The following is a 20,318-nucleotide window of genomic DNA, read 5'->3' as shown; positions in this document are numbered from 1 at the left end:
AGGAGTCCCCGGGCGTCACCGGGGCGGACTCTGGCGAGCCCATTCGGCGAGAGTAGAAGCGCCATGCGCCCCGGCCTAGGCGGGTGTCAAGGGGCGTCACCGTGCGTAACGGTGCGTCACAGAGGTTGCGGCCGAGCGGGGTTATCGGACCGCGTCCAGGAAAAGGGCGCTCGCTATGCGGGGATTGCGCTGCGGTAGCGGTCGATGACGATGTCGACGAGGGATGCCGCGGGCTCGTCGTCGTCGAGCAGCGGGCGTACGACTGCTGAGTCGCCCGACACGCGCACGGCGAGGTCGTGGAAGTAGCCGGGCGCGAGGAGGTAGTTCGCGACCACGGCCGCGCCCGCCGTGTCCTGCACGTGGGCGACGGCCGCGCCGAGGCGCGGCTCGGCCGCGGCCAGGAACCCCACCTCGACGGGTCGCCCGAGACGCTCTGCCAGCATCGCGCCGACCGCACGGCAGTCGTCGTTCGCCCGGTCGTCGCTCGATCCGGCGACGGCGAGCACGACCGCGCTCGCCGGATCGGGGTCGAGCTGCGCGAGACGCGCGGCGAGCTGATCGGCGAGCCTGGGGTCGGGGCCCAGAGCGGGGGCGATCGTCACGCCCTCGCGGCCGGCGGACTGCTTCTTCAGGTCGACCCGCACGTGGTAGCCCGCCGACAGCAGCAGCGGCACGATGACGACCGGCTGGTCATCGGGGAGGGCATCGAGGGATGCCGCGACATCGGGCTGCTGCACGTCGACATGGCCGAGCCGCACCGTGACGTCGGGAAGTCGCTGTGCGACGGCGGCGACGAGCGCCGCCACCGCGGCCTGGCCCTCGGGTGAGGACGTGCCGTGTGAGATCGCGAGCAGAGCCGGGGTGGTCATCGGCTCCATTGTGCTCCGGCCATGTGGCGCGCGTGTTACGAGTCTTGCGGCGCCGACACGTCGAAGCGTCGGGAGAAACCCGCCCGGCGACGTTCTGGGAACGCCGCGAGCGCAGGAATCTCCCGACGCTTCGACGCCGGGGCGTCGGCTCAGGCGGCGCCGGCCTCCTGGCCGCGGCGGAATCCGGCGTCGAAGCCGCGCTCGTACGCGCGCTCGCCGCCCTTGCCGCCGTGCCCGTGCCGGTCGTGACCGTGGTGGCCGTGGCCGCCGCCGTGGCCACCGCCGTGGCCGTGGCCGCGCCCGTGACCGTGCTCGTGAGGGGCATGGCCGTGGTGGTGCCCGCCGCGGCCACGGCATCCGTCGTCGTCATGACCGTAGGCCCACGCCTCGGACCGCGAAGCGCCGTAGCCGAGTCCGAACCCGAAGCCGGGACCGGCGCCGAACCCGCGCGGTCCGCCGAACCGGCGTCCCGGGCCGAAGCCGCGCCCGAAGCCGCGTCGTCCGGCGAACGGTCGGGATTCATCCCAGCCGAGCTCGCGCGCGATCGCCTCGAGGGAAGCGAGCGTGGTGGCGAACTCCTCGTCGGAGACGGCGCCGGCGACGCGGGAGCGGATGCCGCTCACGACCTCGCCGAGACGTGCGTGCGCCTCGCGGCCGGCATCGGTGAGCGCCCAGGTTCCGTCGCCCTGCTCTTCGGCCCAGCCGAGGTCCTCCAGTCGGCGCAGTCGCTTGCCCTTGCGGGCGAGGCGCTCGGCGGCCTGCGGAGCATCGACGTCTCCGGCGAGCAGGTTCAGCAGCATCCAGTCGCGGCGCGTGACGCCCTCGTTCTGGAACGCTGCGGCGAACTGACTCGTGAGCAGGTCGTCGACGGCGCGCAGCCAGTAGCCGATCGGGCGACGGTCGCCGGGGGTGCCGCCGTTGTCGTCGGCGGGTGTGTTCTGTGTGTTGTCGTCGTCGTTCATGAGGTCCCTTCCAAGGCGGCAGAGCCGCTCGATTACATGTCTAAGTACATGTATATGTAGTGTGACATGCGAATGTTTTATATGTCAAGTCGCATGTAAATTGATCCCATGCCCCAGCAACCCACCCCGGCCGACGACATCGCCGCAGCCCTCTCGAAGCTGCGCGGCCGCCGTATCCCGCGCCCGCCGTGGGAGGGCCCCGACCCCCACGGCCACTCCGGCCGCGGTCCGCATCACCACGGCGATGGACCCTGGGGGCGCGGCGGTGCGCACCACGGGCACGGCGGTCCGCCGTGGGGCGGCGGTCCTCGCATCGGCGGCCCGGCCCGCATGCGCCTGCTCGAGGCGCTGGCGGCGGCATCCCACCCTCTCTCCGTCGGTGAGATCGCCGACGCCGTCGGCGTCGATCAGCCGCGTGCCTCGCGGCTGGTGCAGCAGGCGTTCCAGCTGGGGCTCGTGCGCCGTGAGGCCGACCCCGAAGACGCTCGGCGGACCCGTGTGGCATTGACGGATGCCGGAGCCGCCCTCGTGCGGGGGTTCCGCGGCGAGCGCCGCGAGGCCATCGACACCGCCCTGGCCGGGTTCACCGACGAGGAGCGCGCCGACCTCGCACGACTGCTCACGAAGCTCGCGGACGCCTGGCCCTGGTGACGCAGCCGGGCGCCGCCCCTCACGCGGGCTGCGAGCGCGGCGGGGCCTTGACGAACAGCAGCAGCACGAAGCCGATCGCGAGGATCAGCGCGATCCCGAGGATGCCGTACAGGGTCTGGTTGCCGGCGACGGCGATGAACGCACCCCACAGGAGCGGCGCCATCCAGCTCGCGGCCCGGCCGGTCGTGGCGTAGAGGCCGAAGATCTCGCCCTCCTGGCCGACGGGCGTCACCCGGGCGAGGAACGAGCGAGATGCGGCCTGTGCTGGGCCGACGAGGGCAGCCAGCACGATGCCCGCCGCCCAGAACAGGCCCTTGCCCGCGCCCGCACCGATGAAGACGGCGAGGCAGCACGCGATGATCCCGCCGATGGCGACGAGGATGACCGTCTTCGGGCCGAAGCGGTCGTCGAGACGACCGGCCAGGATCGTCGAGATGCCCGCGACCAGGTTCAGGACGACGCCGAAGATGACCAGATCGGTGAAGCCGAACCCGAAGACGCGGGCGGCGATCACGGTGCCGAAGGTGAACACGGCGGCGAGGCCGTCGCGGTACACCGCCGAGGCCAGCAGGAACCACAGCGTCGGACGGTGTTCGCGCCACAGGCGCGCCACCGAGCGGACGAGCTCGACATAGCCGGCGAAGAATCCGACCCGCTTGGCGTCGGGCGACGCCGGCGGCTCCGGGACGTTCCGGAAGATCGGGATGCAGAACAAGACCGTCCAGACGGTCGCCCCCGCAGCGATCAGCTGGAAGGTGATCGCCTGCGTCCCGTCGAGGACGCCGCCCAGGATGAGGCCCACGACGATCACGAGCGCGACGATGCCGCCGATGTAGCCGAACCCCCAGCCCAGTCCGGAGACGCGGCCGACGGTCTTGGGGGTCGACACGGACACCAGCAGGGCGTTGTAGTTGGCGCCCGCGATCTCGCCGACGATGCTCCCGAAGGCGATCATCGCCACCCCGAACCAGAAGAGCGACGGCGTTCCCGGGATGAACGCCATCGCGAGCTGGCTGAGGATGAGCAGCCCGGTGAAGATCGCCAGCATGAGCTTGCGGCGGCCAGTGGCGTCGGCGCGCTGACCGAGCACCGGCGCGAGAAGCGCGATGAGGATGCCGGCGATCATGATGCCCCAGCCGAGATTCGCGTCGAGACCGCCCAGTGCTCGGCAGAACTCCGTCAGCGCGTTCGCGCTGGTGTCGCAGTCGATCTCCTCGCCGTTCACGATGCCGGAGGCGGCGACGGCGGGATCGAGGAAGAACGGCGAGACGAGGAAGCTCGGCACCCAGACGAAGGTGAGCAGCACCGAGTTGAAGGGCTGGGTCGCCCAGTCCCAGAGCGCCCACGAGACCACGCGCTTGCGTGGGACCGGGGCTTCGGAACCGGCCTCCTGGAAGACGTCGGCGAACGGACGGATCGCACCGGTGTTGGCTGCCGCCGGCGGCGCAGGCGTGCGGAAGATCGGCTCGTCGGGAGAGTGGTCGGGTCCCATGGTCGTCACGGTACGGCCCTTCGATGAACGGCGGGTGGCGCCCGCGGGCGCGTCGCCTCATCGCGACGCCCCGCCAGAGTACCGGCCGTCGACCGGGGCGATGTTCACCCGGGTGATCTCTGCCGCAGGATCTGTCCGTGCGGGTTCCGCCGTGGTTCGCTACGGTCATGTCCGACGCACCGGGCGCCACGCCCGCCTTCAACGGTCGCCTCGCGATGCTCCTCGCGATGGCGATGTTCGTCCTCGTCGTCGACACGTCGATCATGAACGTGTCGATCTCGGCGGTCGTGAACGAGCTCGGCACGACGGCGAGCGGCGTGCAGAGCGCGATCGCGCTCGAAGCCCTCGTCTCGGCCGCGTTCATCCTCATCGGCGGCAAGACGGGCGACCTGATCGGACGCAAGCTCGCCTACATCCTCGGCCTGCTCGGCTACGCCATCGGAGCCGTCGCGATGACGTTCGCGCAGAGCCTGACCGCGGTGATCATCTTCTGGGCGGTGATCGGCGGGATCGGAGCATCCCTTCTCCTTCCCGCGATGCAGTCGCTCATCCACGGCAACTTCGCCGGCGATCACCAGAAGCGCGTCTACGCGCTGGTCGGCGCGTCGGCGGCGATCGCGGCGGCAGTGGGCCCTCTGCTCGGCGGGTTCATCACGACGTTCTGGTCGTATCGCGTCGCCTTCGCGCTCGAAGCGGTCATCATCGCGGTGGTGCTGCTGGGGATCGGCCTCGTCAAGGATGTGAAGTACACCGGTGACCGCTCCATCGATCTCGTCGGCGCGGCTCTGTCGGTGATCGGCATGGGCGGTGTCGTGCTCGGCATCCTGGTGTGGCAGGAGGGCGGCGGCTACGTCGGTCTGATCATCGGCCTCGGCGCGGTCGCGCTGGGGGGCCTTGCCTGGTGGCTCAACTCGCGCAAGAAGCGCGGCAAGCCGGTGCTGCTCGATCCGGCCCTGTTCTCGTCGAAGCCCTTCCGCACGGGAGTGAGCGGGCAGCTGCTGCAGCAGATCGCGCTGGGCGGCACCATGATCGTGCTGCCGCTGTACCTGCAGATGGTGCTCGAGTACAACGCGCTGCAGGCCGGCCTGTCGATCGCTCCGCTGTCGCTGAGCATGTTCGCCGTGGCGATCTGGGCCGGGCGCGGCGCGAAGGGCCGCCCTGCCAATCTGATCCTGACCGGCTTCGCACTCGCCCTCGTGGGGCTGGTCGCCATCGTGCCGCTCGTGCCGATCGCAGACACGGGGTGGTGGCTCGCGATCCCGCTGCTCATCGCCGGCTCGGGGCTCGGCCTGCTCGTCTCGCAGCTCAACAACTACACGCTCTCGCCGATCTCCGACGAACGGGTCAGCGAGGCGGCGGGAGTCAACTCCGCTGCGGGTTCCTTCGGACTCTCATTCGGACTCGCGTTCGCCGGAGCCATCATGCTCGCAACGCTCGCCGTGTCGTTCACGTCGCTCTCCGACGCGAGCACGGTGCTGTCGTCGGAGCAGAAGCAGCAGGTCTCCAGCGTGCTCGAAGAGGACGCGCAGCTGATGTCGAACACCGGGCTCGCCGAGTTGGTGGCGGATGAGCCGCCGGATGCCGCGGCCGAGGTGATCCGCATCAACACCGAGGCGCGGCACATCGCGCTGCAGGTGGCGCTCCTCATCCCGATCCTCGCCGCCGGCCTGGGCGTGCTGAACGGGTTCCGGATGCGGAAGCTGCCCGACCCGAAGGCGTCGTCGACGGAGACGCTGCTCGGGTAGGGCGGGGCGGTCCCGGGCGGGCTGTCCACCGCTGGCTGGCGCCCGTGCGGCGAGGCGCGCACGCCTTGTTAGGGTGTATCGATTTGCGCGTGAGCGGGCCGTTCGATCCGCGCGACTGCACCCCTCGATCCGGAAGCGACCCACGATGCCGCACCCTCGCCTTCGGGCCGTCCTCGCCGCTCTCGGAGCCGGCGCCCTCGTGCTGGGACTGGCCGCGCCTGCCGATGCCGCCGAGCCGGTCGGCACCGTCCGGGGAGTGCTTCAGGACGAGGCCGGCGGGCTGCTCGTCCGCGACGAGTCGGTCATCCTCGTCTCGCTCTACCGCGACGACGAGCTCGAGACTCCCGCGCTGACGATGCAGTTGGGGACGGGCGACCTCGGCGAGTTCGAGCTCACCGACGTCCCCGCCGGACGATATGCGGTGAAGTTCGCGCCGGTGCCGGGGTGGAACCCCTGGCGCGTAGGCGAGTGGTGGGGCGACACGCGCCGCGCGGCGGAGCGCGCGTTCATCGAGGTCACCGATGGCGGTGTGGTCGAGCTGGAGGCCCGGCTGTCGTCCACGGTCAGGCTGCGGGGCACGGTCACCGGCCGGCAGCTGGCGTTTCCCGTCGCCAAGAGCAGCATCACCGTCGCGGTCACGTCCGGGGATGCCGAGCTCGACGACTGGCTCCCCTGGCGGTCCACCACCATCCGGCTGGGGGAGAGCTACTCGTTCAACGTGATTCCCGGGACGTACGATCTCTCCTTCGCCGACACGACGGGCGCGCATTCGCCCCTGACGGTCGGCGACGTGGTCGCGACGTCACCCTCGACGACGACGGACGTCGCCCTTCAGGCGGCCCGGGCATCGATCTCGGGCACGTGGTCGCTGCGAACGGCCGAGGGCATCGTGCCGATGCGACAGGGATCGGTGCTCCTCTACAAGCTCTCGGCCGGCGGCGCGTGGGTGAAGCAGTCCGCGACGTGCGCCGGGAGCGGCACCAGCAGCGCGTTCCTTCTCGACTGCTTGAGCGCCGGGCGGTACAAGCTGGGGTTCAGCCACAGCGGCATCGTCACGGGCTACTGGGGTGGCGAGGATCTCGATTCCGCGACCGAGATCGTCCTCGCGAAGAACCAGACGTTCGCCGGGATCGATGCCGTCGTCGACGCCCACGCGGAGCTGACCGGCGTCATCGGGGTGCGGGCGGAGGGGACCTTCTACCCGAGTGCCGGCGTCGGTTTCGATGTCTGGCGGAGGACGGCCGCCGGGTTCGTGCCTGTTCCCGGCGCTGTGGAGGGGTACACCGTGTGGGGCGAGACCGGCGGTGCCGGCGAGTTCTACGGCTACCTCGCGCCGGGCCGTTACGTGCTGCGGTTCGATCCGGGCCACGGGCCGTCGATGTACTACGGCGGAGCCGCCTCCTTCGAGAGGGCGACCGAGATCTCCGTCGGGCCGGGCGAACACCTGGACCTCGGCACGCTCGCGCTTCCGTCCGCCATGAAGGTCGGCAGGATCGCCGGCGACGACAGGTTCGCGACGGCGGTCGCGGTGTCGAAGAAGCTCGTCCCCTCGGGAGGCCGGGCGCCCGTGGTCTATCTCACGAATGCGTTCGACTTCCCGGATGCACTCGCCGCAGCTCCTGCGGCGATGCGCGCCGGGGGCGTGGTCCTTCCCGTGAGCCGCGACGCGATTCCGGCGGGCGTGGCGAGCGAGCTCAGTCGCCTACGCCCGAGCCGAGTGGTCGTCGCAGGCGGAACGGGTGCGGTGTCCACGGCTGTCGTCACCGCCGTGAGGGCGATCCTCCCGGATGCCGCCATCGTGCGGCTCGGCGGCGCGAGCCGCTACCAGACCGCCGACCTCATCGTCCGCGACGCGTTCGGGGGCGAAGGCAGCCGTCACGCGATCCTGGCCACGGGGGCCGCCTACCCGGACGCCCTCGCCGCTGGCCCGGCAGCCGGGCACCTCGACGCCCCGGTGATCCTCGTCGACGGTGCGCGAGGGCTGACCCGCGAGACGAAGGCCACGATTGCGAAGCTGGGGATCACCGATGTCTACATCGCCGGGGGGAAGGGCGCCGTCGGCGCCGACCTGGAGTCGGAACTCCGCTCGCTGCTGGGCAAGGGCAAGGTGAAGCGGCTCGCCGGCTCCGACCGGGTGTTCACGGCGATCGAGGTGAACGACGCGATCTTCGGGAGTGTGGATCGAGGGTACGTCGCGGGCGCCAACGGCTTCGCGGACGCGCTCGCCGGAGCACCGCTGGCGGGCTCGCACGATGCACCGCTCTACCTCAGCGCCAAGACGTGCATCAACTACTGGACCCTCGAGAGCCTTCGCTTCCGCAACGCCGCCCAGCTGACACTGCTCGGAGGAACCGGTGTACTCGGTTCGAGCGTCGCGGCGCTCCGCACCTGCGACTGAGCACCTGCGCACTTCACGGAGTGTCGTAGGTATGTTCTAGTGTCGGGGCATGTGCAGCACCGACGCCCTCCACTGCGACGACGCTGCTGCCATCGTCGGTGAGCTCGACCGCGTGCGCCGTGACCTGGCCGCGCTCGAAGCCGAGCGCACGATGCTGCTCGACGCCCTGCGGCGCGCAAACGAGGCGCACGAAGATCGGGTCGTGACCGGGGGTGACGTCGAGTGCGAGTCCGGCTCGAGAAGAGCGGCTGCGGATGCCTCGGACTGGGTCGCCCGGTCGACCCGCGCCGAAGTCGCGTGCGTGCTGCGGATCAGCGAGCGCGCTGCCGCGACCCTCCTCTCCGAAGCACGCGTGCTGTGCGCCGACCTCCCAGCCACGACCGAGGCGCTGCGCTCCGGTGGCATCTCCTACGCGCACGCGAAAGCGCTGGTCGAAGACGCGCAGCTGTTCCGCCCGCTCGACCGCGGCGCGTTCGAGCAGGTCGTGCTCTCCGGGCGGGTCGACGTGACGCCGCATCGCTTCGCGCATCGCTGCCGTCGCGTGCGCGAGCACCTCGACCCCGAGACGATCGACGAGCGGTCTGAGCGTGCGACGCGATCGCGCGGGGTGACCGTCCAGCCGGCGCGAGACGGCATGGCCTGGCTGATGGCGTACGGACCGATCATGCAGGTGCAGCTCGCGCACACGCTGCTCACCGGCACCGCGATGGATGAGACTGCGGCGGGCGACCCGCGCACGATGTCGCAGCTTCGCTTCGACGCCCTCGTCGACGCGGTGCTGCGCTCCGGGCGCCCGGTCGGGCTCGCCGACGGCGCTGACGCAGCGTCGCTGCGTCCGGTTCGGGTCGGGGTGACCCTCACGGTACCCGCCCTGACCCTGCTCGGGCAGGGTGACGAGCCCGCGGTGATCGACGGGTACGGCCCGATCCCGCTCGACGTCGCCAAGACGCTCGCAGCGGGGGCGGACTCCTGGCGACGCGTGCTCACGCACCCCGTGACCGGGGTCCGGCTCTGCCTCGACCGCGAGACCTACCGCGTGCCGGCCGCATTGCGCGCCTGGCTCGCCGACCGCGACGGCACGTGCCGGTTCCCGGGCTGCGACCGCGCGGCCTCGGCGTGCGACGTCGACCACAACCATGCCTGGGCCGACGGCGGCTGCACCGACCACGACAATCTCGCGCACCTGTGCCGTGCGCACCATCGGCTCAAGCACCACACCCGATGGTGGGCACGGTTCGAGGATGAACTGCTCGTGTGGATGAGCCCATCGGCCCACGAATACTCCACTGGTCCCCGCGAAGACCGCGAACCGGCACTCACCCGGCTCAGACACTGACTCACCGGGCACCGGGCGCAGGCGGTGATCCCGCCGGGCACCGGCGTCCGGCGGTGATCCGCCGGGCACCGTGCGCAGGCGGTGATCCCGCCGGGCACCGGCGTCGGGCGGTGATCCGCCGGGCACCGTGCGCAGGCGGTGATCCCGCCTGGCACCTGGCTCAGGCGGTGGTCCGGGCGCTCACCAGGCTCAGGCGGTGATCCGGCCGCTCACCCGGCTCAGGCAGTGAATCCGGCGCTTCTCCGGCTCAGGCGTTGACCCCGCCGTTGCGATGCTCGTGCCATTCCCGCTCGAGGATCGCGTAGTGACCGGTGTCGGTCCACTCGCCCTTCAGCCACATGTGCTCCACGAAGTGCCCCTCATGGCGCATGCCGAGACGGGCGCACAGCCGGACGGAGGCGTCGTTCCGCGGATCGAGCTCGGCATACACGCGATGCAACGCGAGGTCGCCGAACGCCAGGTCGAGCAGCACGCGTGCCGCCTCCGCGCCGTAACCGCGTCCCTGCGCGTGCGGAGCGAGGATCCAGCCGATCTCGGCGGTGCGATCGGGATCGACGCTGTGCAGCTCGAGATACATCGTGCCGAGAAACGCCCCGTTCTCGTCGCGGATCGCCGGCTGAAGGTAGTCGTCGGCCTTTTCGAGATGCGTGGCCGCAGCATCCCGTTCCAGCACTCGGGTCACCTCGTCACGCGAGCGCGGCTCGTACAGCAGGTACCGGCACACGTCGGGGTCGGATTGAAGGGCATGCAGGTCGTCGAGGTCGTCGGGGCGCAGCGCGTCGAGCGTGACGCGGGGGCCGCGCAGCGGCTGCAGGTCGTACGGAAGCGGCATGCGGCCATCCTCCCGGATCGCACGAACGGGTGGGAGGGATGCCGCGCCCGCCGATGCCCGCCATCCGGCGCTCTCGAGGGTTAGGCTCGCCGCAACGCGAACTCCGACGGGAGGATCGATGAACGACCCCACACCGCCGGACAGCGAACCGACCGGCGCCCCGCCTGACGCCGCCTCGCCTGACGCCGCCTCGCCTGACGCCGAGCCCTCGCCTGACACCGGCGCCCCGCCCTCGCCTGACGCCGCCTCGCCCGAGGCCGCCTCGCCTGACGCCGAGCCCTCGCCTGACACCGGCGCCCCGCCCGGCTCGGCCTCGCCTGACGCCGAGCCGCCGCACAGGCAGGCCTTGCGTCGCGGCGAGGGTCCGCATCACGCGCAGGGCGCTCGGCACCGCGTGGGCCAGCACCACGAGGCGCCCCCGCCGCCGACGCACGGAGGCACCGCCCGCGCCCGCAAGAGGCTGGGCGAGGATGCACCGGAGTTCGTCGAGTACTTCAAGGAGCGCGTCTACGCGACCTTCACCGGCCTCGCGATCATCCTCGTGGTGTCGGCGAACGACGCGCACGACGCCGCCCATGCCGTGCTGGCGCTCCTGCTCGGCGTCGTCGGCATCACCGCGGCGGGATTCGTGTCGGGCGTGATCTCGCACCTCGCGGTCCACCGCGACTTCCCGGGGGGCGCCGAGCTGAGGGCGCAGCTGCGCATCGCGGGCGGGGCACTCGGCACCCTCGTCACCCCGATGATCCTCCTGGCGCTGGCGTGGTTCGGCGTCCTGCCGCTGCCCGCCGCGCTCCGCGCGGCCGAGATCGTCTACGTCGCCACGCTCGCCGTCATCGGCTGGTTCGCGGTCCGCCGGTCGCGCCTGGACCTGTGGAAGCAGCTGCTCGCGCTCACGATCCTCGTCACCCTCGGGCTGGTGGTCGTGTTGCTCCAGACCCTCGCCCACTCCGTCTGAACCTCAGCCTCCGACTCAAACTTGAGCCGGGTCATATCAAGTTCATTTGACACGCTCGGAACCCCCGAGTAGCCTTGAGCCATCGCGACTCAACCTCTGTGTCGAGCGCGAGCAGACTTCCCATCAACCACGGGCCGAGGCATCCGCTTCGCCCACAAGAAGGAGAGAACACATGGCACGTGCTGTCGGAATCGACCTCGGTACGACCAACTCGGTCGTCAGCGTCCTCGAGGGTGGCGAGCCGAAGGTCATCGCCAACGCCGAGGGCTTCCGCACGACCCCGTCGGTCGTCGCGTTCACGAAGGACGGTGAGGTGCTCGTCGGCGAGACCGCGAAGCGCCAGGCCGTCACCAACGTCGACCGCACCGTCTCGTCCGTCAAGCGTCACATGGGCACCGACTGGGGCTTCGACGTCGACGGCAAGAAGTGGACGCCGCAGGAGATCTCGGCCCGCATCCTGCAGAAGCTGAAGCGCGACGCCGAGCAGTACCTGGGCGACACGGTGACGGATGCCGTCATCACGGTTCCGGCGTACTTCAACGACGCCGAGCGCCAGGCCACGAAGGAGGCCGGCGAGATCGCGGGCCTCAACGTGCTGCGCATCATCAACGAGCCCACTGCCGCCGCTCTCGCGTACGGCCTCGACAAGGGCAAGGAGGACGAGCTCATCCTCGTCTTCGACCTCGGTGGCGGAACGTTCGACGTCTCGCTGCTCGAGGTGGGCAAGGACGACGACTTCTCGACGATCCAGGTGCGCGCGACCGCCGGTGACAACCGCCTCGGCGGTGACGACTGGGACCAGCGCCTCGTCGACTACTTCATCAAGCAGTTCAAGGACACGACGGGTGTCGACGTCTCGGGCGACAAGATCGCCCTGCAGCGCCTCAAGGAGGCCGCCGAGCAGGCGAAGAAGGAGCTCTCGTCCTCGACGAGCACGAGCGTCAACCTCCCTTACCTCTCGCTGACCGACTCGGGCCCGGTGTCGCTCTCCGAGACGATCACCCGCGCCAAGTTCGAGGACCTCACCAAGGACCTCCTCGACCGCACGAAGAAGCCGTTCGAGGACGTCATCCGCGAGGCCGGCATCAAGGTCGCCGACATCGACCACGTCGTGCTCGTCGGCGGTTCGACGCGTATGCCCGCGGTGAGCGAGCTCGTGCAGCGCGAGGCCGGCAAGGAGCCCAACAAGGGCGTCAACCCCGATGAGGTCGTCGCCGTCGGCGCAGCCCTCCAGGCCGGCGTCCTCAAGGGCGAGCGCAAGGACGTCCTGCTCATCGACGTCACCCCCCTGAGCCTCGGCATCGAGACCAAGGGCGGCATCATGACCAAGCTCATCGAGCGCAACACCGCCATCCCGACCAAGCGCTCGGAGACCTTCACGACGGCCGACGACAACCAGCCGTCGGTCGCGATCCAGGTCTTCCAGGGTGAGCGCGAGTTCACGCGCGACAACAAGCCGCTCGGCACGTTCGAGCTCACCGGCATCGCGCCGGCGCCCCGCGGCATCCCGCAGATCGAGGTCACCTTCGACATCGACGCCAACGGCATCGTGCACGTCTCGGCGAAGGACAAGGGCACCGGCAAGGAGCAGTCGATGACGATCACCGGCGGCTCGTCGCTGCCCAAGGACGACATCGAGCGCATGGTGCGCGAGGCCGAGGAGCACGCCGCTGAAGACAAGAAGCGCCGCGAGGCCGCCGAGGTGCGCAACCAGGCCGAGACCCTCTCGTACTCGATCGAGAAGCTCATCAAGGAGAACGACGACAAGCTGCCCGAAGACGTCAAGACCGAGGTCCAGGCCGACGTCGACGCTCTCAAGACGGCGCTCGCAGGCGACGACGACGAGGCTGTGAAGACGGCGTTCGACAAGCTGAACCAGAGCCAGGGCAAGCTGGGCGAGGCGATCTACGCCTCGAACCAGGCGTCGCAGCCGGCTCCCGACGCGTCGGGCGAGCAGCCCGCTGACGGCTCCGGCCAGACCGAGTCCGACGAGGACGTGGTCGACGCCGAGGTCATCGACGACGAGGAAGACAAGAAGTAACCATGGCCGACAAGGACTTCGAGAACGAGGTCCCCGGCGGCGAGGACCCGGAAGCACAGGCTTCCGGGTCCGACCCGCAGGAGGGCCAGGACGACGAGCTGACGATCGATGACATCCTCGGTGCACCACAGAATGCGGATGCCGCGGCCGAGGACGCCGTGATCGCCGACCTCGAATCGCAGCTGCTGAATGACCTCAAGCGCCTGCAGGCCGAGTACGCCAACTACCGGCGCCGCACGGAGGACCAGCGAGAGCTCGAGATCGAGCGCGCCAAGGGAGCGGTCGCGAAGGGTCTCCTGCCCGTGCTCGACGACCTCGACCGAGCGGAGAAGCACGGCGACCTCGAGGAGGGCTCGCCCTTCGCCGCGATCGCCGAGAAGCTGCGCGGCGTGGCCGAGCGGATCGGCCTGGCCACCTACGGTGCGCCCGGCGAGGCGTTCGACCCGCAGCAGCACGAGGCCATCTTCCAGGCGCCGACCCCCGGCACGACCGAGCCCACGATCCTCGAGGTCGTCGAGATCGGCTACCGACTCGGTTCCGTCGAGCTCCGCCCGGCGAAGGTCGTCGTCGCGGTGCCGGCCGAGTAGTCCGGAGGGCACCTATGGCCAGTCAGGACTGGTTCGACAAGGACTTCTACTCGATCCTCGGTGTGTCCAAGGACGTCAGCGACGCTGACCTCAAGAAGACCTACCGCAAGCTCGCGCGGAAGTACCACCCCGACTCCAACCAGGGCGATGCCAAGGCCGAGGCGAAGTTCAAAGAGGTGAGCGAGGCATACTCGGTGCTCTCCGACGCCGAGCAGCGCAAGGAGTACGACCAGATCCGTGCCATGGGCTCGGGCGCGCGCTTCACGGCGGGCGGCCAGGGCGGCGCGGGCGGCTTCGAGGACGTCTTCTCGATGTTCAACCAGGGGCGCGGCGGCGGTCGCTACCAGTCGGCCGAGGACTTCGACGACATCTTCTCGATGTTCAACCAGCAGGGCGGCGGCTTCGGCACCGGCCGGTTCGGTCAGTCGACGGGCGGCTACCGCGGGTACGGCGGTCCGACCCGTGGGGCCGACGTCACGGCGCGCACGACGATCGACTTCGTCACCGCGACCAAGGGCGAGACCATCACGCTCCAGGGCGAGGACGGCCGTCCCTTCAAGGTGAAGATCCCCGCGGGCGTCTCCGACGGCCAGAAGATCCGCCTGCGCGGCCGTGGCCGGCCGTCGCCGGACGGCGGCGACAACGGCGACATCGTCGTGCAGGTCGCCGTGCGACCGCATCCGGTGTTCACGCGCGACGGACTCAACCTTCGGGTGACGATCCCGGTGACGTTCACCGAGGCCGCCCTCGGCGCGACCATCGAGGTCCCGACGTTGGGCGGCGAGCCCGTGAAGCTGCGGGTCGCTCCCGGCACTCCGTCGGGGCGCGTGCTCCGCGTGAAGGGCCGCGGCGTGCAGACCGCCAAGGGCACCGGCGACCTGCTCGCCGAGGTGCAGGTGGCCGTGCCGTCGCATCTCGACGACGCGGCCCGCGAGGCGCTCGAGCGGTATCACGCGCTGGAGCCGAAGGAGAACCCGCGTGCCGACCTCATGGCGAAGGCGCGCGGCTAGGAGGATAGGTCGGAGGGAGGTGACTGGGCATGGGTGAGCAGCACGACATCGACGACGAGTCGCCGATCTTCGCGATCGCCGTCGCCGCAGAGCTCTCCGGCATGCATCCGCAGACCCTCCGTCAATACGACCGTCTCGGGCTGGTCGTGCCCGCGCGCACGTCGGGCGGCTCGCGTCGCTATTCGCTCCGCCACGTCGCGCAGCTGCGCGAGGTCGCGCGGATGTCCGCCGACGGCATCGGCCTCCCGGCGATCGCGCGCATCCTCGAGCTCGAAGACCGGGTCCGCGAACTGCACGGCCGCGTCCGCGACCTCGAGGAGCGCGTGCGCACCGAGCTCGAACGACGCCCCGGCGCCCGCGTCTTCGCGGCCGGCGCGACCGGCGCGGTCGTGACGCTGCGCCACGGCACACGCGTGCGCCGCGCGACCGAACTCGTCGTGTGGCGTCCGCGCCAGCCGATCGAGCGTGCCGAGGATCCCGCAGATGATCCGCCGGCGGCCGGCTCGTCTGAAGGCTGAGCCGACCGAGCCGGGAGTCGGTGCGATCCGTGCTGGATCTGACCGGCCACTCCGTCGTACTCTGTTAACTGTCGACAGGAGACGAGAGTGACTCGATCGGTCCAGCGCGCCGCGTCATTGGGTCAGCAGATCGCGGACATCATCCGCCAGCGCATCGTCCGGGGCGAGTTGCAGCCCGGCGATCGCCTCACCGAGGAGTCGCTCGCCGACGAGTTCCAGGTGAGTCGCGGACCGGTTCGCGACGCGATCACCCAGCTCAGCTTCGAGAAGCTCGTCGAGGTGCACAAGCCCCGCGGGATCTACATCGTCGGGCTCACCGACGACGACGTGGAGCAGCTGTACAGCCTGCGCGCGGCACTCGAGCAGCTCGCCCTTCAGCGGGCGATGCGCGTGAGCGACGATGCGCGCTGGCGCCCCTCGCGCGAGGCGGTGACACGCATGCTCGAAGCGGCAGATCGTGGCGACCACGCCGATTTCCTCGCCGCCGACCTCGACTTCCACGCGCAGATCTACGCGCTCGCCGATCATCCCCGTCTCGAGGGCGCGTGGAGCCAGTACCTGCCGACCTTCACCTCGCTCCTCGACGTGACGATCAACCACGACGAGGATCTCCACGAGTCCGCTGCCGACCACGATCGCCTCTACGCAGTGATGCGCTCGGGCGACGTCGCCGCGGCGTCCAGCGTCCTGGCGCAGCACCTCGCCGGCGCCGAAGAGCGCATGACCATGGAGCTCGCCGCGCGCCGCGAGGCCTGAGCGACGAAGTGTTGACTGTTAACAGTCGACACTGTAACGTCGAGGTGAGTCGACAACAGGGTCGGCCACGCACCAGAGGAGCAAGGATGCCCCGCAAGCGCATCACCCGCCTCGCCGTCGCCGCCGCAGCCGTCGCAGCGACCGCTCTCGTTCTCTCCGGCTGCACCAAGGTCGAGGAGACCGCTGCACCGGAGTCGACGTTCCCCGAGAAGGACCTGCGCCTGATCATCCAGGCGAACCCGGGCGGCGGATCGGACCTGTCGTCGCGCGCCCTCGCCACGGAGCTCGAGGACATCCTCGGCGTCAGCGTCATCCCCGAGAACATGCCGGGCGCCGCAGGCGCCCTGGCGATGGAGTACGTCGCGGCCCAGCCCGCCGACGGCTACGTCATCGGGTTCGCGCCGGTCGAGATCGCGATGCTCAACACCACGCAGGGAGCCGACGTGCTCCCCGAGAACTACGATCTGCTCGGCCAGATCATGCTCGCTCCGGGCGTCGTCACCGTCGGTGCGTCGAGCGACGTGCAGACCCTCGAGGATCTCGTCGCCAAGGCGGAGGCCGGCAGCGTCACCGTCGCCAACTCGGGCGCGGGCTCGATCTGGGAGGCCGCGACCCTCGGCCTCGCCGCCGAGGCCGGCGGCACGTTCACCCCGGTGCCGTACGACGGCGGCGCGACCGCCGTCTCGGCCGCTGCGTCCGGCGAGACCGACGCCGCGGTGTCGGGTCTCGGCGAAGCGCTCGCGCAAGGCGACGCCGTGCGGATCCTCGCGGTGCTCCACGACGAGCGCCACCCCGACGTTCCGGACGTCCCCACCGCGCAGGAGGCCATCGGCGCTGAGGTCGTCTTCGGTGGATGGGGCGGGATCTACGCTCCCAAGGACCTGCCGGACGACGTGAAGAGCGTGCTCGAGTCCGCCGTCGAGGAGGCGGTCGCGAGCGACTCGTACCAGCAGTTCCAGGCGGACGCCGGCAACCTCGTCGTGTACCGCGACTCGGCCGAGTGGACGACCTTCGTCGAGGACCAGTTCACCCTGTTCCAGGAACTCCTGGGCTGACCCGTCCGGTGCGGGGCGGGCGAGAGCCCGCCCCACACCTTCGGAGGACGACATGTCGACATCGCACAGCACTGTCGCTGCGGAGGAACAGGCGGGGGCCGCGGCATCCCGTCCCCTCGAGATCCTGTTCGCAGCGGTGGCACTCGCCTTCACCGCGATCTATCTCTACCTCGGCACGCAGATCCCGCTGAGACAGGAAGCCGCCCCCGGCCAGATCGACGCGCGCTTCTGGCCGCTGCTGCTGGGCGTGAGCGGTGTCGCGGTGTCGATCGCGCTGCTGGTGATCGCGATCGCCCGCCCCGCGCCCTCGCGGGAGGACATCGAGCCGATTCAGCCCGGCGGCATCGTCCGCGTCATCGCGACGTGCGCGCTCACCGGCGTCTACGTCGCCCTCTGGACGGTCGCATCGGTGGTCGCGTTCGGCTACCGCATCGAGCTGTTCCCCATCATCACCGCGCTCTTCATGGCGTCGCTGATGCTCCTCTTCGGCCAGCGGCGCTGGCTCGGCCTCGTGCTCTACCCGCTCGCGGTGACCGCATTCATCTATGTGCTCTTCGGAGTGCTGCTGAGGGTTCCCCTATGAACGCCATCTTCGACGGCATCAGCTCTCTGCTGGATATCTCCGTCCTCCTCTACATGCTCGTGGGCCTGCTCCTCGGCTTCCTCGTCGGAGCGTTCCCGGGCATCACCGCGACGATGGCGGTCGCGCTCGCCGCCGGGTTCACGATGACCCTCGAGCCCGTCCAGGGGCTCGCCGTCCTCCTGACCATCTACGTGGCGGCCAACTTCGGCGACCGGGTGCCGTCCATCCTGGTGAACACCCCGGGCACGCCGGCATCCATCGCGACCACACTCGACGGCTATCCGATGGCCAAGCAGGGCCGCGCCGGCCTCGCGCTCACGATCTCCGCGATCGTGTCGGCGATCGGCATCCTCGCCTCCCTCGTGCTGTTCGCCGTGGCCGCCGTGCCCGTCGCCACGTTCGCGCGCAACTTCTTCAAGTCGCCCGAGCTGTTCGCGCTGGTCGTCTTCGGCATCGCGATCATGATCGGCATCTCGTCGAAGTCGATGCTCAAGGGCATCCTCGCCGGGCTGTTCGGACTGATGCTCGGCACCGTAGGCACGTACTCGGCCACCGCCGATCAGCGCTATACGTTCGGCATCCTCGAGCTCTTCGAGGGCTTCAACTTCATCGCCGTCATCATCGGACTCTTCGGCATCGCCGAGCTGTTCGACCAGCTGCTCACCTACCACCGCGCCAAGACCCGTCCGATCTCGAGCCTCGGCCGCTGGTGGCCGACCCGCGCCGAACTGCGTCAGACGCGGCGTGCGCTCGCGGTGTCGGGCGGCGTCGGCCTCGGCGTCGGACTCATCCCCGCGGCGGGCGGCGACATCGCCGGCCTCATCGGCTGGGAGCGCGCGCGCAAGGTGTCCAAGCAGCCCGAGCAGTTCGGCAAGGGGTCGATCGAGGGCATCACCGCCTCGGACACCGCGTCGAGCGCCACCCTCGGCGGATCCCTCACGACCACCATGGCCCTCGGCATCCCGGGCGACTCCGTGATGGCCGTCATGATCGGCTCGATGATCATCTGGGGCATCACGCCCGGCCCGAGTCTGTTCGCCGATCGCCCCGGCCTCGTCGTCTCGATCACGGGCATCATGCTCATCGCGACGCTCCTGTCGCTCGGCCTCAGCCTGGTGCGCATGCGCGGCATGGTGAAGCTCCTCGACGTCCCCCAGCCGTACCTGTGGAGCGGCATCCTGGTGTTCTGCATCATCGGCACGTTCGCGACGTCGAACAGTCTCTCGACCGTGGTCACGATGCTCGTGTTCGGCGTGATCGGCCTGCTGCTGAAGCGGATGTCGGTGCCGGCCGGCCCGGTCGTGCTCGGCCTCCTGCTCGGCCCGCTCGCCGAGGAGAATCTGGCGCGCACGCTCGCGATCCTCCCGACCCGCCCGTTCTTCGAGGTCGTGAGCCCGATCGCGATCATCCTGCTCGTGCTGGCCGTGCTGTCGATCGCCGTGCCCGCGGTGCGCAACGCCCGCCGGCCGCGCGACAAGCGGGGCTCGTTCGCCGAGTCGATCCTCGACGACGACACCGTCGCCGACATCGAGGCCAAGCACACCGCCATCGACGCCCTGCCCGACCCCGTCACGGGCGTGGTCCGCACGCCCGACGAGCTGGACGTCGCTCCGACGCGTCCGGTGAATCCCAAGGAGAATCAGAAGTGACCCGCCGAGACATCGTGACCGCCATCCCGACGAGCTTCCACCCCGACGGGACCCTCGACGCCGAGGGCAGCCGGTCGATCTTCCGGTACGTCGCCCAGTCGGGCAACGAGGGCGCATTCGTCCTCGGCACAACCGGGGAGTTCCCGGCGATCGACGACGCCGAGTTCGAGACGCTCGTCGCGGCCGCTCTCGACGAGCTCGGCGGCGCGATGCGCGTCATCGTGCACGTCGGCCAGCCGAGCGCCTTCGAGGCGGTGCGCCGCGTGCGCATCGCCAAGCAGCTGGGGGCGACGGAATTCGCGGCGCTCACGCCGTACTACCTCGCGGTCACCGAGGACGCCGTATTCGACTACTTCTCCGAGGTGTCCGAAGCCATCGGCGACGGCACGCTGTTCGTCTACGTCTATCCCAAGCGCAGCGGTGTCGAGGTCAGCCCGGAGCTTCTCACCCGCCTCGCCACTCTTCCCAACGTGATCGGGGCCAAGGTCAGCGAGCTGTCGCTCGACGAGCTCGCTGCCTACCGCGCCGCCGTGCCCGACGGCTTCGTGCTGTACACGGGAGCCGACCGCGAGCTCGTGGCCGCCGGCGAGGCCGGTGCGCAGGGCGTGGTCTCGGGGGTGTCGTCGGTGCTCCCCGGCCCCTTCCGCGCTCTCGCGCAGGCCGCGGACAGCGGCGATCCCGCCGCGATCGAGCAGGCCCAGACCGCCGTCGACGACGTCGTCTCGGTCATCGGCGGAGACATGGCGCGCATGAAGGCCGCCTATCGCAGCATGGGCATCGCCGACGGCGTCTGCCGGATGGCGCTCGTCGAGCCGGACGCGTCGGCGATCGCGGAGATCGAGCGGGTGCTCGCGGCCTACGGCTCCTGACTCGGCGGAT

Annotated in this window: 18 protein-coding genes; 14 read left to right on the top strand and 4 right to left on the bottom strand. The window is 70.2% G+C overall.

Annotated features, from left to right (window positions below; translation table 11 throughout):
• Positions 1-173 precede the first annotated feature (173 nt).
• Together H9622_RS04925 and H9622_RS04920 are read right to left on the bottom strand one after the other, a co-directional pair.
• The gene (locus tag H9622_RS04925; RefSeq protein WP_191764788.1) at positions 174-869 is read right to left on the bottom strand and encodes a sirohydrochlorin chelatase; all 696 of its coding nucleotides are present in this window, start codon (positions 867-869) and stop codon (positions 174-176) included.
• A 149-nt stretch (positions 870-1,018) separates the two neighbouring features.
• On the bottom strand, positions 1,019-1,831 hold the full coding sequence (locus tag H9622_RS04920; protein WP_225221550.1) for a hypothetical protein: 813 nt from the start codon (positions 1,829-1,831) through the stop codon (positions 1,019-1,021).
• A gap of 108 nt (positions 1,832-1,939) precedes the next feature.
• On the opposite strand from H9622_RS04920, the gene H9622_RS15780 reads away from it, so the two are divergent.
• Positions 1,940-2,482 (top strand): MarR family winged helix-turn-helix transcriptional regulator, encoded by a 543-nt coding sequence (locus H9622_RS15780; protein WP_225221549.1) that lies wholly within the window; start codon positions 1,940-1,942, stop codon positions 2,480-2,482.
• 19 nt (positions 2,483-2,501) lie between these two features.
• Here H9622_RS15780 and H9622_RS04910 read toward each other — a convergent pair whose 3' ends face one another.
• Positions 2,502-3,974: an MFS transporter gene (locus H9622_RS04910; protein WP_191765627.1), complete on the bottom strand. Its 1,473-nt coding sequence runs from the start codon at positions 3,972-3,974 to the stop codon at positions 2,502-2,504.
• Between the two features lie 167 nt (positions 3,975-4,141).
• Here H9622_RS04910 and H9622_RS04905 point away from each other — a divergent pair, with 167 nt between their 5' ends.
• From H9622_RS04905 to H9622_RS04895, 3 genes are all read left to right on the top strand, one after another.
• Complete coding sequence (locus tag H9622_RS04905) at positions 4,142-5,719, top strand: MFS transporter (protein ID WP_191764787.1); 1,578 nt, start codon at positions 4,142-4,144, stop codon at positions 5,717-5,719.
• A 145-nt stretch (positions 5,720-5,864) separates the two neighbouring features.
• A complete protein-coding gene (locus H9622_RS04900; protein WP_191764785.1) occupies positions 5,865-8,117 on the top strand; it encodes a cell wall-binding repeat-containing protein in 2,253 nt (750 codons plus the stop codon).
• A gap of 49 nt (positions 8,118-8,166) precedes the next feature.
• Positions 8,167-9,453 (top strand): HNH endonuclease signature motif containing protein, encoded by a 1,287-nt coding sequence (locus H9622_RS04895; protein WP_191764783.1) that lies wholly within the window; start codon positions 8,167-8,169, stop codon positions 9,451-9,453.
• 247 nt (positions 9,454-9,700) lie between these two features.
• Here H9622_RS04895 and H9622_RS04890 read toward each other — a convergent pair whose 3' ends face one another.
• Positions 9,701-10,285: a GNAT family N-acetyltransferase gene (locus tag H9622_RS04890; protein ID WP_191764781.1), complete on the bottom strand. Its 585-nt coding sequence runs from the start codon at positions 10,283-10,285 to the stop codon at positions 9,701-9,703.
• 118 nt (positions 10,286-10,403) lie between these two features.
• Between H9622_RS04890 and H9622_RS15775 the strand changes: the two genes are divergently transcribed.
• From H9622_RS15775 to H9622_RS04840, 10 genes are all read left to right on the top strand, one after another.
• A complete protein-coding gene (locus tag H9622_RS15775) occupies positions 10,404-11,240 on the top strand; it encodes a hypothetical protein (RefSeq protein ID WP_225221548.1) in 837 nt (278 codons plus the stop codon).
• A gap of 172 nt (positions 11,241-11,412) precedes the next feature.
• Positions 11,413-13,281: a molecular chaperone DnaK gene (gene dnaK, locus H9622_RS04880; protein WP_191764778.1), complete on the top strand. Its 1,869-nt coding sequence runs from the start codon at positions 11,413-11,415 to the stop codon at positions 13,279-13,281.
• 2 nt (positions 13,282-13,283) lie between these two features.
• Complete coding sequence (locus H9622_RS04875) at positions 13,284-13,868, top strand: nucleotide exchange factor GrpE (RefSeq protein WP_191764776.1); 585 nt, start codon at positions 13,284-13,286, stop codon at positions 13,866-13,868.
• Positions 13,869-13,882: 14 nt separating this feature from the next.
• Entirely contained in the window at positions 13,883-14,878 is a 996-nt protein-coding gene (locus H9622_RS04870; RefSeq protein WP_191764774.1) for a DnaJ C-terminal domain-containing protein, read from the top strand.
• Between the two features lie 29 nt (positions 14,879-14,907).
• Positions 14,908-15,396 carry a heat shock protein transcriptional repressor HspR gene (locus H9622_RS04865; protein WP_191764772.1) on the top strand — a complete coding sequence of 163 codons (489 nt, stop codon included), beginning with the start codon at positions 14,908-14,910 and terminating at the stop codon, positions 15,394-15,396.
• An 87-nt stretch (positions 15,397-15,483) separates the two neighbouring features.
• Positions 15,484-16,152, top strand: coding sequence for a GntR family transcriptional regulator (locus H9622_RS04860; protein ID WP_191764769.1), 669 nt, complete (start codon positions 15,484-15,486; stop codon positions 16,150-16,152).
• Positions 16,153-16,238: 86 nt separating this feature from the next.
• Entirely contained in the window at positions 16,239-17,207 is a 969-nt protein-coding gene (locus H9622_RS04855; protein ID WP_191764767.1) for a tripartite tricarboxylate transporter substrate binding protein, read from the top strand.
• Between the two features lie 52 nt (positions 17,208-17,259).
• Positions 17,260-17,790: a tripartite tricarboxylate transporter TctB family protein gene (locus tag H9622_RS04850; protein ID WP_191764765.1), complete on the top strand. Its 531-nt coding sequence runs from the start codon at positions 17,260-17,262 to the stop codon at positions 17,788-17,790.
• Positions 17,787-19,439 carry a tripartite tricarboxylate transporter permease gene (locus tag H9622_RS04845; protein WP_191764763.1) on the top strand — a complete coding sequence of 551 codons (1,653 nt, stop codon included), beginning with the start codon at positions 17,787-17,789 and terminating at the stop codon, positions 19,437-19,439. Before H9622_RS04850 ends, H9622_RS04845 begins: the two co-directional genes overlap by 4 nt.
• Complete coding sequence (locus H9622_RS04840; protein WP_191764762.1) at positions 19,436-20,308, top strand: dihydrodipicolinate synthase family protein; 873 nt, start codon at positions 19,436-19,438, stop codon at positions 20,306-20,308. Before H9622_RS04845 ends, H9622_RS04840 begins: the two co-directional genes overlap by 4 nt.
• The last annotated feature ends 10 nt before the right edge of the window (positions 20,309-20,318 follow it).

It is taken from the genome of Microbacterium gallinarum, assembly GCF_014837165.1.
Taxonomy (GTDB): domain Bacteria; phylum Actinomycetota; class Actinomycetes; order Actinomycetales; family Microbacteriaceae; genus Microbacterium; species Microbacterium gallinarum.
The sequence above is the reverse complement of the archived record's forward strand: the minus strand, read 5'-3'. Positions and strand labels throughout refer to the sequence as shown.

What these genes read in the sequence shown, in the direction of transcription:
- H9622_RS04925 (WP_191764788.1), bottom strand. Translation starts at nt 869, where the DNA reads ATGACCACCCCGGCTCTGCTCGCGATCTCACACGGCACGTCCTCACCC.
- H9622_RS04920 (WP_225221550.1), bottom strand. Translation starts at nt 1,831, where the DNA reads ATGAACGACGACGACAACACACAGAACACACCCGCCGACGACAACGGC.
- H9622_RS15780 (WP_225221549.1), top strand. Translation starts at nt 1,940, where the DNA reads ATGCCCCAGCAACCCACCCCGGCCGACGACATCGCCGCAGCCCTCTCG.
- H9622_RS04910 (WP_191765627.1), bottom strand. Translation starts at nt 3,974, where the DNA reads ATGGGACCCGACCACTCTCCCGACGAGCCGATCTTCCGCACGCCTGCG.
- H9622_RS04905 (WP_191764787.1), top strand. Translation starts at nt 4,142, where the DNA reads ATGTCCGACGCACCGGGCGCCACGCCCGCCTTCAACGGTCGCCTCGCG.
- H9622_RS04900 (WP_191764785.1), top strand. Translation starts at nt 5,865, where the DNA reads ATGCCGCACCCTCGCCTTCGGGCCGTCCTCGCCGCTCTCGGAGCCGGC.
- H9622_RS04895 (WP_191764783.1), top strand. Translation starts at nt 8,167, where the DNA reads ATGTGCAGCACCGACGCCCTCCACTGCGACGACGCTGCTGCCATCGTC.
- H9622_RS04890 (WP_191764781.1), bottom strand. Translation starts at nt 10,285, where the DNA reads ATGCCGCTTCCGTACGACCTGCAGCCGCTGCGCGGCCCCCGCGTCACG.
- H9622_RS15775 (WP_225221548.1), top strand. Translation starts at nt 10,404, where the DNA reads ATGAACGACCCCACACCGCCGGACAGCGAACCGACCGGCGCCCCGCCT.
- dnaK (WP_191764778.1), top strand. Translation starts at nt 11,413, where the DNA reads ATGGCACGTGCTGTCGGAATCGACCTCGGTACGACCAACTCGGTCGTC.
- H9622_RS04875 (WP_191764776.1), top strand. Translation starts at nt 13,284, where the DNA reads ATGGCCGACAAGGACTTCGAGAACGAGGTCCCCGGCGGCGAGGACCCG.
- H9622_RS04870 (WP_191764774.1), top strand. Translation starts at nt 13,883, where the DNA reads ATGGCCAGTCAGGACTGGTTCGACAAGGACTTCTACTCGATCCTCGGT.
- H9622_RS04865 (WP_191764772.1), top strand. Translation starts at nt 14,908, where the DNA reads ATGGGTGAGCAGCACGACATCGACGACGAGTCGCCGATCTTCGCGATC.
- H9622_RS04855 (WP_191764767.1), top strand. Translation starts at nt 16,239, where the DNA reads ATGCCCCGCAAGCGCATCACCCGCCTCGCCGTCGCCGCCGCAGCCGTC.
- H9622_RS04850 (WP_191764765.1), top strand. Translation starts at nt 17,260, where the DNA reads ATGTCGACATCGCACAGCACTGTCGCTGCGGAGGAACAGGCGGGGGCC.
- H9622_RS04845 (WP_191764763.1), top strand. Translation starts at nt 17,787, where the DNA reads ATGAACGCCATCTTCGACGGCATCAGCTCTCTGCTGGATATCTCCGTC.